Below are 12,891 nucleotides of genomic sequence, written 5' to 3' on the forward strand. Positions count from 1 at the left end.
TCGGGCAACTACATTCATTGTGTGTTATTTCCATTGAGAAACACTGATTTTCTTGTCGGACTGCACCAAGTCCAGATGCGACGTAACGTGCGTTGAATTCTCGTGGTGGCTGTGTGATGCTTGATGCACAATATGTAGATTTTTGGCTCCCAAGGGTTGATTCCATCCCTGCGGCGACAAGTGGACATAGTATGAAGAATGAAGTTTTCGAGGGCTTGATTAGCCAAGATGTACTTTTTGAAGTTCTGGAAAGTCAGGCAACACTGGATGCGGTGAGAGCTTTTTTGCGGTCTAAGAAATTACCGCATTCGGCATCAAGCTGGAAATCAATGATTGAGACAAGGGTCGAACCTGTCTTGGCAAACGGTTCAGTCACCGTTGATGAGTTAATCGGATTGATCCGTGAGGCTGAAGAACATGGCAGTAAACATGTCAGGCTTTTTCACTATGACGTAAGCAATATTGACGAGTTGAAACAAGCCATAGAGCCGCAAACCGTCGCCGCTTGGGCCAAGGGCAAGGGTTTTCCGGAGGTCGGTGGATATGTGTTTGCTGCGTTTCCTGAACATCCGGTTGTCGCGGAGGTCAGAATAGGAGACGGCGAGGATACAGATGCCCTGATTATTAAAATCGCGCGGACAGAGTACCGGCGAAAGAGGGGCGTTTTGACGGAGTATGACGGAAGGCAGGTGTACGTATCAGATCGCGTCCCGTTCCGAGCCGTTGACGTATTGAAGTTGCACACGAGTGGCCTTTTGGAGGTCCGCCTTAATCCAAGGAGTGAACCTCCGATTTCTTACCCCGGATTTGCAGCCTCTGTACTCAGCCAATTGGAAGGGCTGATCAATCCAACTAGGATAGGCGAGTTAAGTCTGTCGAACGCCAAAAACTCGTTCTCGGACCTTCAGAAGAAAAAGGAGGTCGCGGAGAACTTTGAGTTATATGAAACTCAGCACAAGAATGACCGTGGAGACAGGATACAATCCACATCACAAGCAGATCAGGGGGGAATTCTTGAATCGGATGTGATGACGGAAGTGATCAAGCAGTTTACAGTAGGCGATCCTGAAGCCTACTGTGAGAGGGTTCGTGTCTCCTACCAATTCGGCGAAATTAAAAAGATCAATGCAATCCTCTCCGAAGATATAAACGAAATTATTTTCACTGCGGGATTGTCTCGGCAGGAATTTGACGCAGTGTTAATTGCAATTCTCAAGGTGAACAGCGAGGAATGATGTTCGGCAAACGTCGCATTGCAGGTTGGGAGAATCGACTCGATCTTGAAGTCGACAAACTCCGCAATGCTTCGACGTACCGGGAGCTTACGTTGAACAGGATCAAAGACCTTGTTGGCGCTCCAAACGATGCGGAGTTGTTGCGCGCATTGGCAAAGCGCGTATCGGAGGGAAATTTAAACGTCGTATACCGTGTGATATCGCCATGGACGAAAGCATCCTTGGCTACTTTCAAAAGCCCTCTGGATGTCCCGGAGGAAATGCTGGACGAAAGTACTGGTGAGATGGTCGACATAGATCGTTTCCGCAATGTTGAAGCCGTTTACGTCTCCGAGGTTGTTGGTGCCGAGTGAACAGACCCGCGCGGGGTGGTTCGCGCAATCGGAAAAAATCTACGAAGAAGTCAAAGTTCTAGACGGTCTCCAACAGCTTGAGGTGCTTCGGCATCGACTTGATGTAATCGAAAACGAGCACGCCAAGTCGGCCATCGAGTTTATGGTTTGGTCATGGCTGCGTGACGGAAAGCCGGAAAAGAGTGTTAGCCAAAGGGATTTGCTCACTACAAACAACATCCTCATTGCGACTTTTGTGGCAGTTTTCTTAATCGTTTGGCTGGAAATAGGCGTGTCGATAGTTTGGGCCGGAACTCTGGCGTTCGTAACGGTTGTGTTATTACGATTTGTATTCAGGATGTTTGATCGTGGTTTTATGTTCCGCCGCTTGTTCACAGCTTGTGTTAGTTCCGGGCTTTTTTTGATTGTGCCAGCCACATGGTATTTTGAGTTCGAAACTCCCTACGGCCCAGTGTCCTATGGAGGGGCGCCGGGAGGTGCTTTGATCATGATATGGGCGATTTGCACAGTTCTTACGTTTGGGGCGGCTGTTTGGGAGCACGTCGCTTCTGAACGAACCTAGAAAATCGAAATTTCCGGGTGCACTTTTCGCGTTAGGGTGAATGCTTACCCAGCTTCAATTTTCGCTTCTTGGCGGATCAAGAAGACGCTGGTAATGTGGTCCGCCGCCTGCGGGGGGGTAAGTCTACTCGCGGTCCTAATGTAGGTCCTGTTGTGCCGTGATCAGATCGTATTTCTGATAGCAATTCGTCGTAGCGTTCCGGCTCAGCATCTTCGGCAACCTCTGCCTGACTGTCAGAGACCGAAAGCAGTTCGACCAGCCGGATTTGGAGTTCACGGACCAGCATCATGTCGCTTTGTTCACCGTCGCGCACTTCGCCGTAGGCATTGGCATCCATCGGGTTTTGGCCGGGACGCCCATACAATCCGATGCGTTCTCCCATTCTGGCGAACTGCGCTTCGGCGTTTGTCACTGTGTTCAAGAAGGCGCGTTTTTCTTTGGCGTCGCTTGCTGCTTGATAACCGGCCCATGCTTCGGCACGCACTTGCCGGAGAGAGGACACACTTTCCATCACGAAGTCTCGTGGCTGCATGGATACCGCTTCTTTGCGCAGGTCGTCCAACAGTCTCCGCTTCCATCTATATGCGGTATCAACGGAAATTCCGAACGCATCGGCAATGGCTTGGCCGGAATAGTTCTGCATCATCATCGGGTGCAGCAGTTGCCTGACAATTTCCCATTGTTGCTCAGAGCGTAGGCGACCAGATTGCCGGACCATTGCAGCAGGTGAATGTACAATTTCGGTATCCGGTTGGGCTTGGTCGGGCGTTGGGCAGGGCTGCTCGGTCATTTTGACAACTTTCCGATAGTGGGGGTATTTTGCGGCGTTAACCGGCATTGCAGTTCAGAATTGCACCCGGGTTCAAATGTCGATGCCCAATCGGGCGATGATCCAGCCCAATAAGAAGAACACCGGATAGAGCAACAGCCAGCCCCCATAAGTCAGAAAATGCACCAGCGATTTTTCTTGTTCGTGGATGGCCCAGACCATCGCGTCCACGTCACCGCCCAGCGCATCGCGGTTTCGGCTGGGTACAATGAGTTTCTGGTAGGTCACTCTTCCGATTAACAGATAAAGGATCGTGACAAGGATAAAAACGACTGTGGCAATACTCATTGGTCTGTTTTCCTAATGGGGTTGGTGTTTGGTTCGGCCTGTTTGAGATGTCTTTTGATGATGGCGCGGATGGCGTCGTTCTCCCAAGTACCGGGGTCTGCAAAGAGGTTTTTGTGAAGGTGACTAAACACAGTGTGGTCAACGTTCGCGTCGGCAGAGGTTCGCAGATAGTGCGAAAATTCTGGTCCGTCTGATCGTGCGGCAGGGAAGCCCGCACGCCAGTCACGCAGGACACGCCATGTGTTTATCGGAGGCGCGTCTAGGAGCGGGCTTGCAGGCGTTATTTGGTTTGGGTCAGCAGCAGCGTCTGCATAGGTCCCTAGGAGCGCGTGCAGCCGCTCCATATCCATCTGCTCTGCGATGCCAAGTCGCTCTTCCAGCCGGGAACGCGCGTCGTCAGCAATGCCAATGTCATCCCGGTTGGGGTCGAACCGATAGCCGAGGAAATCCAAAGGCGTATCGTCGGCGTATTCGGGTTCACACATCGCAAGCGGACCAGCAGGACACCGTTCAAGATGAGCGGTCAAGGTATCTGCCATCGCCCGAGTTCCAGCAGGGGTACGAGCCGCAATGACGATGTTGTCAAAGCAGATCATAACCTTTGTATCTGCGCGATCTGGCAATCCGACGAGCAGATGCGCGAGAACAACACCAGAGGTCGGGGAGCCTTGCATTAGGCCCTTTGGCCCGCTTACATTGTGGTCAGTCTCATATATACTCCCAGTAGAACCAAAATCCTGTTTAGCCTGCGAAGCATTGTCGGGATGGTGGGTCACTGAAAAGCATAGGCTTCTAGTATCGAGTGCTCGGCGGGTCACCTCCTGTGGCAATGGTAGGGAATACAGGGCGTCCGGGTTGATGCTCTGATAGCAGTCAATCACGTCGGTCTTGGCTAGGTAGACGTACCCGGAATTCTGAAGCTGTTTGAGTTGTCTGGCGAGGTCATCACGGCTTGCCCCGGGGATGCCGAACAGCTTGCCGTTGGGCACGGTCTGTTGGCTGATCACTTCCCGGATTAAGTAGTGCGCAGCCTTCAATGCCGGTGGCAACATGCAGATAGGACGCGAAGACCCGTCGGGTTTGGTCTTCGGATACCATCTGATCGGCGGATAGTCGGCCGCCCAAGCATTCACTTGCATGCTCAATGCTCTAACCTGATCCGGGTCCGCACTGCCGCCCAGCGCTTTGTATGCAGAGACGAGTTTGGCATGGGGTGACCTGAGAAAATCGCGGGCAACAGGTTGAAGGCGTTTCCCGGAAGTAGTGGCGGAATGGATAGCGTTAGCCCGTTCATGATAGACCTCAGATGCCCAGCCAATTTCTCGGGACCATTTGCGGTCCATTTCGTGCATTGAACCCGGGTTCATTATCGCCATGCGCTGGGCGGTATGCGTTTCATAAGGATCAGGCATGGTTGTTTGCACCCGGGTTCAAATTCTTCGGTTCAATGGGATTTGCGCTTGGCATTCAGCGGGCGACTTGGCCCGCCGCTGAAACCTGTCTCAGATGGTGCAAAAAGACATTCCCGGCAGAGTGGGCAAGGACCAGTTTCTCTCCAAACTCTAAATGCATCTTTGCGGGGAATGCATCTTCCGGGTTTTCAAGGTCGCCTTGGATCGTTTCGCGCAGGCCGTCGAGACGAACGAGGTATTCCGCTAGTAGCGCTTGGAGCGCGTGGTTTTTCTGCTCGGTTTCAGCAGGATCATAAGGCATGTTTTTAGGCATGGGTATTCCATTCAAGTTGGGCTGATCTGACAGGTAGGGTTCGGGCGGAATTGCACCCGGGTTCAATAACTCAGGGGCTTTCGTCCAATTCTTCGAACGCGAATTTGCACTCGTAACTCTCTTCCACCTCGCCTGTGCTGAATGTGGTTTGGACCGGATCAACAGCGTATTGTTCGAGGTGGTGCTTGGTTTCTGCGGAGATGGTCACAGCAACACCATGCTTGAACACGATAAAGTCTCCCTGTGCCCCGTCCGGCACGAATTTACTGTATAGCCGTCCACGCACTAACTTGGCTTTGAACTTAGGCTCCATCTTACATACCCCCTTCGTTAGTATTAGTGCCGCCGAACGCGCGGGTGATGTTGCCGGAACTGCTCTTGGACGCGGGCTTATCACCCAGTGAGATACCGAGACGGCTTTCGATGCTTTTCCTACGTTCGCTGCGCTGATCTCTTTGAGCACTTTTCTTTTCCCGCCCAGCGCGATCAGGGCTGACACCGAACGCCGCAGCCGCGTTGCGTTGGGCGGTGATCTTGGTTGTTTCAGGTTTGGGGTTTTCCGGGTTGTCACTTGCGCGACTTGCCAAGCCCCAATTGTGTTTCAGGGAATTGAACCCGGGTGCATCTTTTTTTGATGACATGATTATCTCCGATATTGTGGGTTGAAATTGAGTTAGCCGCGAGCATCCGCGAACGCTTGCATTGCGGCTGAAACTTCATCTTCGAGCCAGTAAGACCGCGATCCAATCTTGATCGGCCTCGGCCACCGGCCATCTTCGATCATCCGATGAAGCGTACTTTTGCTGAAAGGACAGACTTCAAGCACCTGATTGGTGCTGTAGAATTTTTTGTGAGTTTGCATGATACATCCTGTGAACCGTTGGTGTGTCTGGGTTCAGAGGTATCAGGATGGTTCCACCCAAGATGCGCGAAAAAAAAGTTTTTGTTGAACCCTAGAAGATTGACTTTGCACCTCGTGGCTAGACCAGCACACTAGAATTTTTTCGGGTGGGCATCGCTTCAATGTTCACGGTGAACATGCTTCCTATCAGTTTGAGATATTAGGAGGTTAAAATGCGTGGATTTGGGGTAATTGCTTGCTTCGTGTCGGTAGCGGCTTGCAGCACTGAACTTACTTCACAAGGCCAGCAAGTTAGGCAGCTTTCACCCGAAACCGTTCAAAACTGCCAGTTCTTGGGTCCGGTCAGTGGGACAGAGCTTTTCGGGTTGGATACAACCATGGACGCGCGTAGTGCACAAAATAAGATGCGCAACGCCGTCGGAGCTCTGGGTGGAAACGCGTTTGTTCTAACGCAGGCTTCAACTAGCGATGATGGGACACTCGTTTCTGGTGACGCATACAAGTGTCCGTAGACTGGACCGCGGTGGCCAAGGCATATGAACTACAATACCCTAAACGACATAGCGTATTTAGGATTTTTATGCCTCATTTTGCTGGGGCTTTGGTTCTTTCGTTCTGCGTGGTTCAAAGGTGCATCGGGGGAGTTCTGGGTTAGGTCCGCACTTCGATCTCGTCTAGGCGCGGCTGACTACACATTACTCAACGATCTGACGCTACCGGTTCGGGGTGGCACCACTCAAATTGATCATGTCGTTGTTTCTATACATGGCATCTTCGTTGTCGAAACAAAGAATATGTCTGGTTGGATTTTCGGCAGCGCCGACCAAAGAACGTGGACGCAAACCTTTCGCCGAAAGAAGTTTAAGATGCAAAACCCAACGCATCAGAATTTTAAACACGTGAAAGCTGTTCAGGAACTTTTGGGCGTACCTCAGCGCAAGATACATAACGTTGTCGCTTTCGTTGGTTCGGCGCGCGCGCGAACGCCGATGCCGTCGAACGTCGTATGGAGTGTCCGTGAACTAGTAAGATACATAAAGAGCTTCGACCAATTACTGTTTAGCGAGGACGAAGTCCCGGCGCTGGTAAAAAAGCTTTCAGATGGTGCTGTCGAAACCAACCGCAAGACCCGCCGGGATCATGTGAATCATGTTCAGTCGTTATCCGGGCAGCAAGGAACAATGTTGGCTAAATGCCCGAGATGTGGATCAGCGATGGCGAAGCGCACAAACCGCAAATCTGGTAGTCAATTTCTCGGGTGTTCGAATTATCCAAAATGCAAAGGCACTAGAAGGATACAATAGGTCAGTCATATTTGATCAGGAAGTCACTCGAAAACACGTTGGTCGAACGCGCTTTTGTAATTCCTTACAACATGGTTATCTGCTGAACCCCTTTCACGTTCGGGGTCGTCGCCTTCCCAAACTCCAAGACGCTCTCGTATCCACTTGTCGGTTGGCTGACACGCGTTTGGAGGCGGGTTAAGTAGCCATTCAGCACGCAGCCTATCCAGTTGCCGTCGGAATGCATGATCGTAAGCTTTAGTCGGTGGGGCATACATGTCTCGCTCCCGATCTCCCACCATCTTTGTCCCGAAAACATACCGGATTTCCGGTTCACATGCCGCTGCAATTCTAGAGGCTGATTTACCGAATAGATAAAGGTTACTATGCAGCACGGGTTTTAGAATTGTAGCTACAATGCTGTTTGGATTTGACGGCATCCACCGAACTGCCCAGCGCTCATTGACGAATGGAAACAATTGATCGGCGATTATACCGGCTTTGTAATACTTGAGGGCGTCACTGTATGTTCTGAGTGCAATGGGTTGCCTCCCCGGATGCCGCCGCGATCTAAGAGCTTGGTCCAGACCCAGCGTACCTCTTTCGCCGCAGCGGATGTAGCGATCTTTTCGCAACAAAGAACCCCAATAAACGTCCCTGTTAGGCGAGTTGTTTCGTCCGTTCGGCCATAGCAGGTCTTCCATGCAATAAAACAGCACGCCGCGCTGTATGGTTTCTATAAAGCTGATCGCAGTTCGACCTTGTTCATCCGCAGGCCAATCTCTTGGCTGGGTGCCTCCTAGTGCTAAGTCCCTAAAATTCTTGACCGGTTTTAGTGCACTCTTTTCTTCGGATAAGGCACCCCTGTCTTCTAAGAATACACCACTAATCGTCTGTCTGAGTTGATCTTCGACTTCGCGGAGCTTGCGGTAGTCGAATAGTTGTTCTTTGGTCATTGCGCCACCAGTTTAACAATGTCCGCTCTCTGTCCGGTCACATGCTGCGCCCAGCGCTCCATAAGAACACGGCGTTGTTCAAGGAAGTCCGTTCTGCGGTAGGTGCGTTCCACCTTGCTACCGGTCTCGTGGGCAAGCGCCATTTCAGCGACTTCGCGGGGCGTGTCTGTAGCCTCTGCGCACCATGTCCGGAAACTGGACCGGAACCCGTGGGGCCGTGCCTCTAATTCCTGACGCTCCATCAGGCGGGACATAGTGGCGTCGGAGATGACCCCCTTTTTGACATTGGGAAACAAGTAGCCTTCCTTTTCGAACGCCGTTGCTTGCTCAATGATGCGCTGGGCTTCCTTCGAAAGGGGCACATGAAACTCTTTGCCGGTCTTCATCTTATCTGCCGGTATTATCCAAGTGCCGTCGTGCAGTTCGTCCAGATGAATGAACCGTAGCGGCTTGGACCGTACCGCAGTGAGGATTAGTAACCGAAATGCGAGATGTGTGACCGATCCGTCATCAAGGCTTTCATAGAATGCGGGAACTTCTCCCCATGGCATCGACGGTATGTGCTTGCGCACTTGCCGGGATTTACCAAGCAGGGCTTTCGCCTTCATCGTAGCTTGCAGGTCCACATCAAGCCCCATGGCTGCACCGTGCCGGAAAACGATGCCCAAACGGTCCATCGCTTTCTTCGCGGTCTCACCTTTGGAATGCCAGATAGGAGCGAGGGTGTTTTTTATGTCCTGTTGATCAATCTCTTCAATCGGCACATTGCCAAGTTTGGGGAGGACGTGAAGCTGAAGCGGTGAGAACCAGCGCCCAGCCTTGCCGTCGTCCTTTAATTCAGCCTGACGCGCCGCAAAGGCTTCCTTCGCCACTACCGTTAGTGTGTGGTCAGCTTTAGCGGCTTCCCGGCGCATCCGTTCCCGTTCTTTGATTGGGTCTTTTCCCTGACGGGCTACGGCTCTCCATTTCTCAGCCTCTTCGCGTGCCTCTTTCAGAGAGACGGCAGACAAAGCCCCTAAACCCATCTCTCGACGACGCCCGTGGACATGAACTCGAAGGAACCACTTGCCGCCATCACCGTCTTTTTTGTGCAACCAGAGGCCCCCGCCGTCCGAGTATTTGCCGGGTTGGGCATTCTTAACCTGCAATGAAGATAGCTTGTTGAGTGCTGGCATTGGTCCACCCTCTGGTAAACTATAATTTGTAAGATACAGTGATCCATCTAGAATTGATTGGAACCCACATTCACTTGTTTTAGAATAGTTTTGTTGTGTTCGTTGGGCAGAATGAAACGTTGGAAATTGAGCTTGTTCAAGTCTTCAATGCAGACCGTCTACCCATGAGGACAGAAATCGCGCGAGGTCGGACATCAGGCTAACTCTGCTTTGACTTGGTCCAAGCGGACAAACTGCCTCATCTGAGCGCGTCGCTACCTGATCGGAGCTACGGTTCCGAAAAAGGCGGACATCCGTGGACGCGCGAATTGTGCTGGTCTCGCCGAGGTGTGGTTTCGGCATTGACCGTCTCAAGTTTTGCCTAGCAAACCACCGGCTGCAGTTGAGTTATGAAACGTGGATGACATCGGTAAAGCAAGCCCACGAGATGGGCACATTGGAATCAAATCGAAGCTACATCATGTTGGCGCCCAAAGCGTTGACAACTAAACGAAGCAAGTGCCCGAAGGATCTCAACCGAAGGTCGCGACAGAAGAGAACTAACATTGACTGAGTCAATATAACCGCTTCCGCGATTAAATTTTTCTGTGCAAACCCGTTTGACTGTGAAACTCTGTGGTCGAAGTGCACAATTTAGCCAATGCTTGACATTAAAGAAGAGCCAAAAATTTACTTAATCGATACACCGGGGGGAAATTGGAATGAAAATTTTTAGAACTGTACTCCTTTCTTTGGCGATTTTTGCGTCAACCGGAACTGCTGTTTTCGCAGAATGCGACCGTACTCGTTGTGTAGGAAAAATCCTCAAAATATATGTGAACAGTAATCAAGTGCTCGTGACCACCAACGGACATGAAGGCAGACTAGATTGCCAACTGGTTTCCAATGCATATTTGACGCTCGAATATACTCACCCTGCTTTCGATCAATTGTATGCTTTACTACTTGCCGCAAAATCCGCTGGAATGACAACAACGTTGAGAATACGAACGGGGTCAGATGGTTGCGTGATTTCGTATGCTGTCGTTGACTGACATTTCGCTTCCCCCAAAAGTGGTGCAATTGTAGTTTAGGATTAACTAAAGGTATAAATTTCTGCGTAATTCGTGTTTTTGAAAGGCTCACTTTCCGATGACACAACGAGTTTGTTTTCGTTCGAAGGCTGGATGGGTTGTTGCGCTAGCGTTGGCGTTTATCTCAGGAATTCTCACATCCACCGCTGTCGCTCAAGACCGCGGCACTCGGAGTGGAATAGTTCTGTATTCGGGAACCGTGGTCGTCATTCCAGAGACGGTCACTACCAGTCAAGAGGGTGGTGGTGGAAGCAACCCTCTTAGTGACCCATTGTCAATTGCAACAGATTTAGTGGGGGTTGTAGCCGAATTAGAACAGGAGATTGTTAGGCTCTCGGGTGACGCCATTTCAACAGTTGCTCCGGGAAACGAAGATGAATTTCGTAAGGTTCTCGGCGATCTTTATCGCATCGCTCACATATACGACATGGAGAACATCGATCAACACGTTAACTCCCTTGAAAAATTTATAGAAACGGGTGAGCTGAAATTCTTGAACCCGCTAGTCGGGTTGGCAGCAGCCGAAGTTGAAAGAGCTCGAAACCTTCACTGGTCTCAGGCAAGCCCAATACCAAATGACGTAATAAGCAAGATGCCGCCAAATCTAGAAAAGGCGGCGCGAAATGCGCGATATATTCAGGTGTCCAAGGCGAATGAAACAAGCCTTCCTGCTTTTGGAATTCAACATTTGGATCATGCTGCTGCGATGGTAATGATTGATTTAATATTTTTTAATTCGGTGCCGACTTCCACTAGCACTCAAGATCTTCACCTTTGGGCTCATGAACTCCAACATGTGAATCAGTACTCGTCATTGGGTTTGCAAGAATTTACTGCTCGGTACTTGGGCGAGGAGATAGGATTCCAACGTTCTGGCGATCTGGGTAATTCACTAGAGCTAGAAGCAGACAGGGTCGCCTGCTTTCACTTTTATGTTCCGAAACCAGCGTACCTACCGACGTGCTGAGGTCAATTCGCTGTGACAAATTTGGGTTCACGCAGTCACTATAATGCTCGGCGGGTTAATTCATCCAGCACCGTGAGTATTGAATGGCCGCGTCGATTGACGAACTGGCCAAATAGGAAGTAGCTCGCCTAGTTTTGTGATGAACCTCAGACGGTCTATGTTTGTGTTTTTGTGATAGAGCAGATTCCGTTTTTGGCTTGTTTAGAGATCTTGTGATGCCTCCTAACGCCAATGTCGTTCAACCTTCTTGCTACTGCCCCATTGCCCAGCATGCATTTGAAACTCAATCTTGCCGAGAAGGGCCGATCTCTGACACGAAGCGGTTCAGAGATCTTGTGATATCTGTTTTGGGCCGTCATTTGCGGCAAGGGAATATCTCTTAAGCTGGGTGACTTCAACTATAGCGATGACAGTCAGTTAAACGCCGTTACTGGTCCACCCTGCGGTCCACCCTTTGGTCTGAGACACAGTGATCCATCTAGATGTGAATTGAAGCATCAATTCTATGATTAAAAACAGTTTTGCTGATTTTTTGAGTATTCGGAAGCCTCCGGAAACATGCGTGTTCAAGTCTTCAATGCATCTCGACCGCACCAGAACTAGCTTGATCAGTTAGTTTTTGGCCTTACAAACAAGGGCATTCAGCATTTTTCGAGTGTGTCGCATAACGCAAACAGCACACACGGACAGCACACAATGGCCCTTAGAATGAAGATCAAATACATCGACCCAATCAGCCCTACCCAATGGCGTTTCCGCAAAAGGTGGCCCAAGCGGGTGCGCCAAATTCGCGGTGAGGATGCCTATCAGAAACACATTAAGGCGCGTGATGGGGCAGCTTTCCAGCGCGAGTAAATGGCTTCCACCAATTACTGTTTATCGAGGATGAATCTCCACTGCTGGTTAAAAGTCTGTATGAGTGCGTCAACGAAATTAGCTGCCGCACTTGTGAAGGCTGATTAGCCGCGAATATTGAGATAAACGTGCAATACGGGCTTAAGAACTGTGACGACCATACAATCTGAGTTGGGCGTCAAAACTTTAGTGAATTGGTTCAAATAGAGTGCGCCGAATCGGTGAAGAAGCTGAATATGTTGACAGTTCGGCGGTCATTTGCTTCTTTGTTTCCGGTTTACATCAATTGGAACAGCTGAAACGAACAAAACACGAGAATTTCTCGGTGCTTGGACAACTCATCCCTTATGATGTTCGTTGAAATATCGCGGTCTGCAAGTAGTAGGCCTATTTGCTGAAAGTTGTGAGTCTACTGCATCTTCGGAAATGTACCTGGTAACGAGTGTGCTGTTCCGATCTCATGACCGGAACAGCATTTTCTTTTTTTTGGAGTTGCATTGGAAATATGCAGGCTCCCTCATTTGACCGCAGGCGGTTTCCAGCTTGTCATGAGGTCATGCAATTTTGGCGTTAACTTTACTGCGAAAAATCCGCTCTGAAACCATGGGATTCCTTCGAAAAAGCATGGTGACTTGCTTAGGGTCAGGACCCATTGATTTCCAGCGGTCGGCATGATTCACGGCTGAAAAACGAGCGGTGAACATGTCTGGTCTTTTCTGGTTGACCGA

General features: G+C 50.4%; 17 protein-coding genes. 8 read left to right on the top strand and 9 right to left on the bottom strand.

The window, feature by feature from the left end; genetic code table 11:
• The first annotated feature begins 116 nt into the window (after positions 1-116).
• From ACR0J8_RS17280 to ACR0J8_RS17290, 3 genes are read left to right on the top strand one after another with little or no spacing between them, the layout of a single operon-like run.
• Positions 117-1,235 (top strand): hypothetical protein, encoded by a 1,119-nt coding sequence (locus ACR0J8_RS17280; protein ID WP_480891332.1) that lies wholly within the window; start codon positions 117-119, stop codon positions 1,233-1,235.
• On the top strand, positions 1,232-1,588 hold the full coding sequence (locus ACR0J8_RS17285; RefSeq protein ID WP_217357063.1) for a hypothetical protein: 357 nt from the start codon (positions 1,232-1,234) through the stop codon (positions 1,586-1,588). Before ACR0J8_RS17280 ends, ACR0J8_RS17285 begins: the two co-directional genes overlap by 4 nt.
• A complete protein-coding gene (locus ACR0J8_RS17290) occupies positions 1,578-2,150 on the top strand; it encodes a hypothetical protein (protein ID WP_480891336.1) in 573 nt (190 codons plus the stop codon). Before ACR0J8_RS17285 ends, ACR0J8_RS17290 begins: the two co-directional genes overlap by 11 nt.
• 76 nt (positions 2,151-2,226) lie before the next feature.
• Here ACR0J8_RS17290 and ACR0J8_RS17295 read toward each other — a convergent pair whose 3' ends face one another.
• The 7 genes from ACR0J8_RS17295 to ACR0J8_RS17325 all read right to left on the bottom strand — a co-directional run bounded on the left by ACR0J8_RS17295 (position 2,227) and on the right by ACR0J8_RS17325 (position 5,854).
• Positions 2,227-2,988: a helix-turn-helix domain-containing protein gene (locus ACR0J8_RS17295; RefSeq protein WP_480891338.1), complete on the bottom strand. Its 762-nt coding sequence runs from the start codon at positions 2,986-2,988 to the stop codon at positions 2,227-2,229.
• Between the two features lie 24 nt (positions 2,989-3,012).
• Entirely contained in the window at positions 3,013-3,267 is a 255-nt protein-coding gene (locus ACR0J8_RS17300) for a hypothetical protein (protein WP_480891341.1), read from the bottom strand.
• Positions 3,264-4,679, bottom strand: coding sequence for a hypothetical protein (locus ACR0J8_RS17305; RefSeq protein ID WP_480891344.1), 1,416 nt, complete (start codon positions 4,677-4,679; stop codon positions 3,264-3,266). The genes ACR0J8_RS17300 and ACR0J8_RS17305 overlap by 4 nt, the downstream gene beginning before the upstream one ends.
• Positions 4,680-4,734: 55 nt before the next feature.
• Positions 4,735-4,992, bottom strand: coding sequence for a hypothetical protein (locus ACR0J8_RS17310; protein WP_480891347.1), 258 nt, complete (start codon positions 4,990-4,992; stop codon positions 4,735-4,737).
• A 70-nt stretch (positions 4,993-5,062) separates the two neighbouring features.
• Positions 5,063-5,305 (bottom strand): hypothetical protein, encoded by a 243-nt coding sequence (locus tag ACR0J8_RS17315; protein WP_480891350.1) that lies wholly within the window; start codon positions 5,303-5,305, stop codon positions 5,063-5,065.
• A gap of 1 nt (position 5,306) precedes the next feature.
• A complete protein-coding gene (locus ACR0J8_RS17320) occupies positions 5,307-5,633 on the bottom strand; it encodes a hypothetical protein (RefSeq protein WP_480891353.1) in 327 nt (108 codons plus the stop codon).
• A 32-nt stretch (positions 5,634-5,665) separates the two neighbouring features.
• Complete coding sequence (locus ACR0J8_RS17325) at positions 5,666-5,854, bottom strand: helix-turn-helix transcriptional regulator (RefSeq protein ID WP_170363172.1); 189 nt, start codon at positions 5,852-5,854, stop codon at positions 5,666-5,668.
• Positions 5,855-6,066: 212 nt separating this feature from the next.
• Between ACR0J8_RS17325 and ACR0J8_RS17330 the strand changes: the two genes are divergently transcribed.
• Positions 6,067-6,366, top strand: coding sequence for a DUF4156 domain-containing protein (locus ACR0J8_RS17330; RefSeq protein ID WP_480891356.1), 300 nt, complete (start codon positions 6,067-6,069; stop codon positions 6,364-6,366).
• Positions 6,367-6,390: 24 nt separating this feature from the next.
• On the top strand, positions 6,391-7,158 hold the full coding sequence (locus ACR0J8_RS17335; protein ID WP_170363858.1) for a nuclease-related domain-containing protein: 768 nt from the start codon (positions 6,391-6,393) through the stop codon (positions 7,156-7,158).
• Positions 7,159-7,181: 23 nt separating this feature from the next.
• Here the strand turns inward: ACR0J8_RS17335 and ACR0J8_RS17340 are convergent, their stop codons facing one another.
• Together ACR0J8_RS17340 and ACR0J8_RS17345 are read right to left on the bottom strand one after the other, a co-directional pair.
• Positions 7,182-8,093, bottom strand: a complete 912-nt coding sequence (locus tag ACR0J8_RS17340) for a hypothetical protein (RefSeq protein WP_480891359.1) — start codon at positions 8,091-8,093, stop codon at positions 7,182-7,184.
• A complete protein-coding gene (locus ACR0J8_RS17345) occupies positions 8,090-9,268 on the bottom strand; it encodes a tyrosine-type recombinase/integrase (protein ID WP_480891362.1) in 1,179 nt (392 codons plus the stop codon). Before ACR0J8_RS17345 ends, ACR0J8_RS17340 begins: the two co-directional genes overlap by 4 nt.
• Positions 9,269-9,969: 701 nt before the next feature.
• Between ACR0J8_RS17345 and ACR0J8_RS17350 the strand changes: the two genes are divergently transcribed.
• The 3 genes from ACR0J8_RS17350 to ACR0J8_RS17360 all read left to right on the top strand — a co-directional run bounded on the left by ACR0J8_RS17350 (position 9,970) and on the right by ACR0J8_RS17360 (position 12,163).
• Positions 9,970-10,302, top strand: a complete 333-nt coding sequence (locus tag ACR0J8_RS17350) for a hypothetical protein (protein ID WP_480891364.1) — start codon at positions 9,970-9,972, stop codon at positions 10,300-10,302.
• A 97-nt stretch (positions 10,303-10,399) separates the two neighbouring features.
• Positions 10,400-11,308 (top strand): eCIS core domain-containing protein, encoded by a 909-nt coding sequence (locus ACR0J8_RS17355; RefSeq protein WP_480891367.1) that lies wholly within the window; start codon positions 10,400-10,402, stop codon positions 11,306-11,308.
• Between the two features lie 696 nt (positions 11,309-12,004).
• A complete protein-coding gene (locus ACR0J8_RS17360; protein WP_480526466.1) occupies positions 12,005-12,163 on the top strand; it encodes a hypothetical protein in 159 nt (52 codons plus the stop codon).
• Positions 12,164-12,891: the final 728 nt, after the last annotated feature.

Source organism: Ruegeria sp. N11 (genome assembly GCF_056531525.1).

Bases quoted from the DNA above. Each gene is read 5' to 3' on its own strand.
- ACR0J8_RS17330 (WP_480891356.1), top strand. From the start codon at position 6,067: ATGCGTGGATTTGGGGTAATTGCTTGCTTCGTGTCGGTAGCGGCTTGC.
- ACR0J8_RS17315 (WP_480891350.1), bottom strand. From the start codon at position 5,305: ATGGAGCCTAAGTTCAAAGCCAAGTTAGTGCGTGGACGGCTATACAGT.
- ACR0J8_RS17345 (WP_480891362.1), bottom strand. From the start codon at position 9,268: ATGCCAGCACTCAACAAGCTATCTTCATTGCAGGTTAAGAATGCCCAA.
- ACR0J8_RS17280 (WP_480891332.1), top strand. From the start codon at position 117: ATGCTTGATGCACAATATGTAGATTTTTGGCTCCCAAGGGTTGATTCC.
- ACR0J8_RS17305 (WP_480891344.1), bottom strand. From the start codon at position 4,679: ATGCCTGATCCTTATGAAACGCATACCGCCCAGCGCATGGCGATAATG.
- ACR0J8_RS17350 (WP_480891364.1), top strand. From the start codon at position 9,970: ATGAAAATTTTTAGAACTGTACTCCTTTCTTTGGCGATTTTTGCGTCA.
- ACR0J8_RS17300 (WP_480891341.1), bottom strand. From the start codon at position 3,267: ATGAGTATTGCCACAGTCGTTTTTATCCTTGTCACGATCCTTTATCTG.
- ACR0J8_RS17320 (WP_480891353.1), bottom strand. From the start codon at position 5,633: ATGTCATCAAAAAAAGATGCACCCGGGTTCAATTCCCTGAAACACAAT.
- ACR0J8_RS17285 (WP_217357063.1), top strand. From the start codon at position 1,232: ATGATGTTCGGCAAACGTCGCATTGCAGGTTGGGAGAATCGACTCGAT.
- ACR0J8_RS17340 (WP_480891359.1), bottom strand. From the start codon at position 8,093: ATGACCAAAGAACAACTATTCGACTACCGCAAGCTCCGCGAAGTCGAA.
- ACR0J8_RS17310 (WP_480891347.1), bottom strand. From the start codon at position 4,992: ATGCCTAAAAACATGCCTTATGATCCTGCTGAAACCGAGCAGAAAAAC.
- ACR0J8_RS17335 (WP_170363858.1), top strand. From the start codon at position 6,391: ATGAACTACAATACCCTAAACGACATAGCGTATTTAGGATTTTTATGC.
- ACR0J8_RS17360 (WP_480526466.1), top strand. From the start codon at position 12,005: ATGGCCCTTAGAATGAAGATCAAATACATCGACCCAATCAGCCCTACC.
- ACR0J8_RS17325 (WP_170363172.1), bottom strand. From the start codon at position 5,854: ATGCAAACTCACAAAAAATTCTACAGCACCAATCAGGTGCTTGAAGTC.
- ACR0J8_RS17355 (WP_480891367.1), top strand. From the start codon at position 10,400: ATGACACAACGAGTTTGTTTTCGTTCGAAGGCTGGATGGGTTGTTGCG.
- ACR0J8_RS17295 (WP_480891338.1), bottom strand. From the start codon at position 2,988: ATGCCGGTTAACGCCGCAAAATACCCCCACTATCGGAAAGTTGTCAAA.